This is a genomic window from Bradyrhizobium sp. PRIMUS42, from assembly GCF_023006515.1.
Classification (GTDB): Bacteria; Pseudomonadota; Alphaproteobacteria; order Rhizobiales; family Xanthobacteraceae; genus Bradyrhizobium.
In genome coordinates, this window is sequence record NZ_JALBGZ010000901.1 from 1 (window position 1) to 2,194 (window position 2,194).

2 protein-coding genes and 1 pseudogene are annotated in these 2,194 nt (G+C 65.6%); all 3 read right to left on the minus strand.

Annotated elements, in window-relative coordinates; all coding sequences use genetic code 11:
* The coding region (locus MOV75_RS35400) for an adenylate/guanylate cyclase domain-containing protein (RefSeq protein ID WP_247007664.1) at nucleotides 1–541 on the minus strand (541 nt) is incomplete at its 3' end.
* Nucleotides 542–682: 141 nt separating this feature from the next.
* Complete coding sequence (locus tag MOV75_RS35405; RefSeq protein ID WP_246931110.1) at nucleotides 683–1,873, minus strand: adenylate/guanylate cyclase domain-containing protein; 1,191 nt, start codon at nucleotides 1,871–1,873, stop codon at nucleotides 683–685.
* A 115-nt stretch (nucleotides 1,874–1,988) separates the two neighbouring features.
* Nucleotides 1,989–2,194, minus strand: a pseudogene (locus tag MOV75_RS35410) (hypothetical protein); the annotation flags it as partial.

Below are 2,194 nucleotides of genomic sequence, written 5' to 3' on the forward strand. Positions count from 1 at the left end.
CCTGGCGGATCGCGGTCGCGCAGCCGATCCCGGCCGCCGGCGCCTTGAACGTCGCCAATATGCCGTCGCCCGTGGTCACGACCTCCTTGCCGCGCGAGCTCTTCAGCTCCTTGCGCACGGCGGCGTAATAGTGGCCCATGATTTTGGTCCAGCGCGCATCGCCGAGCTTTGCGGCTTTTGCGGTGGAGCCGACGATGTCGACGATCAGGATCGTGGCCAGCGCCTGCTTGAGCTCGGCGCTGCGCTCGGCCGATCGGCGCTGGAGCACGATCGATCCGGCCATCGGCTCATAGCGATGGTTGCGGCGCCGGGCGATCGCGGCCTTGGCATAGTCCTGGGCCCGCTCCACGGTGCCGCAGCGAACCGTCTTCTCCTGCGGCAGACGTGTCCAGTAGACCCTTCGCCCATCGCCGGCGCCCTGAACCTCCACGGCGCCCCACTTCAGGAAAACCGCCGAGCCAACCCGCCGGACGCACCACGCCTTCGACGTGTACCCCGATACGTTCGACTGATGGACTCCGATGCGAAGGAATTTGGGCATGTACGTGCGGCCGATCGAAGGAACGTCTGGACTGGCTGGGCGTAAAGCGTAGTCATCCGTTCCCGCGTTGGCAACAAGACAAGCCTCGGTCGGGACGCTGGCCTTTGGCCCGCGGCTGGCGCGGCGCGGCCCTTCAAGCGGTCACCCCTGATAGGCAAACAGCTCGACCGGATCGCTGAAGCCGCGCACCTCGTGCTTGCCGACGTGCTCCAGCTCGAACTTCGGCTCCACCAGCTCTGCGAAGTCGCGGGACAGCAGCACCGTTCGTCCCAACTGCTTGGTGAGAGCTTCGAGACGGGAGGCCATGTTGACGGCAGGACCGATCACGGTGAAGTCGAGCCGGCTGGATGATCCGATATTGCCGTACATGACGTCGCCGACATGGACGCCGATGCCGTAGTTCAGCGGCGCGCGGCTGGTCGCACTGTTTCTTTCATTCAGGGCGGCCATGGCCTGACGGGCTTCCGTCACGGCATGGAGCAGATTCGCACAGGCGTCGGGCGCTTGAAGCGGAAAGATCGCGAGCAGGCCGTCGCCGATGAATTTCAGGATCTCGCCGCCGTGCCGCGCGATCGGCTCAGACATCGCGTCGAAATAATCGTTGAGGAGATCGATGACGTCGTCGCGCGGCCAGTTATCGGAAATCTTGGTGAAATCCCGGAGGTCGCAGATCATGATCGCGGCACGCACCGTCGTGCCGGTGCCGCGCCGGGTCGCGCCCGCCAGGATGAGCTCGGCGGCATGGGAGCCGACATAGGTCTCCAGGAGGGTGCGCGCCAGGCGGTTCTTGATGCGGATCTCGCTGACCAGCGAAAGCACCGGCAGGAGCTTCTTGAGGGCGGCGATATGCGCGTGATCGAAGCCGCCGGGCCGGTCGGTCGCGAAAGTGACGAGATGCCGCTTGCCGAGCGTATGGTAGAGCGGCCATGCCACATAGTCGGTCAGGCCCTTTTCGCGCATCTCGTCGTAGAGCGCGTGCCTGCGGCCGAGCGAGGGGTCCCGTTCGAGATTCTCCCGCACCTCGGTCGCGCCCTCCTGCATCTCGTTGGCGGCGCTGCCGATATACTCGGACCGCTCGCGGACGTCGTAGTCGACCAGTGCAATCTCCGCCTCCCGCATTCCGTCGGACCACATGAACCGGGCGCCAAGCCATTGCGGGTGATTGATGAGGATGTGAAACGTCGACCGCTGCAGCGGAATGCCCGCCTGCTGAAGGCGGATGCACATTTGCGCGAAGATGTTGTCGATGAAGCGCTCGTCGCGCGTGCCGTTGGTCAGCCAGTCCACGACGCCGTCGGCTTGCGTGGGGGCATTGTTGTCTGGCGCGTTCATATCTGCCCCTTGAGCTGTGGTCTGCATAAGGGGAGATATCGTGCCCCGGCTCCGCCGCGTCAACCTAGCCAGTTGCATGGATTGTGCGCACCCGCGCGACCGGCGCGGCTGCCGCCTAGCCGAGGAGCCGGATCGACGCCAGCACGGCCAGCCCCGAGACGAGCGTGAGCCCTGAGGCCGTGGTGAGCTCGACCCTCAGCGTGCCTTCGTGCGAAAGTGAAAAATCCTCAAGCCCGAGGCGGATGCTGCAATCGCCGCGCGCGGCGTAAACCAGGTGCGTGCCGGCGGCAAGCTGCCGCTCGCCGGGCTCGCGGAGCGCCA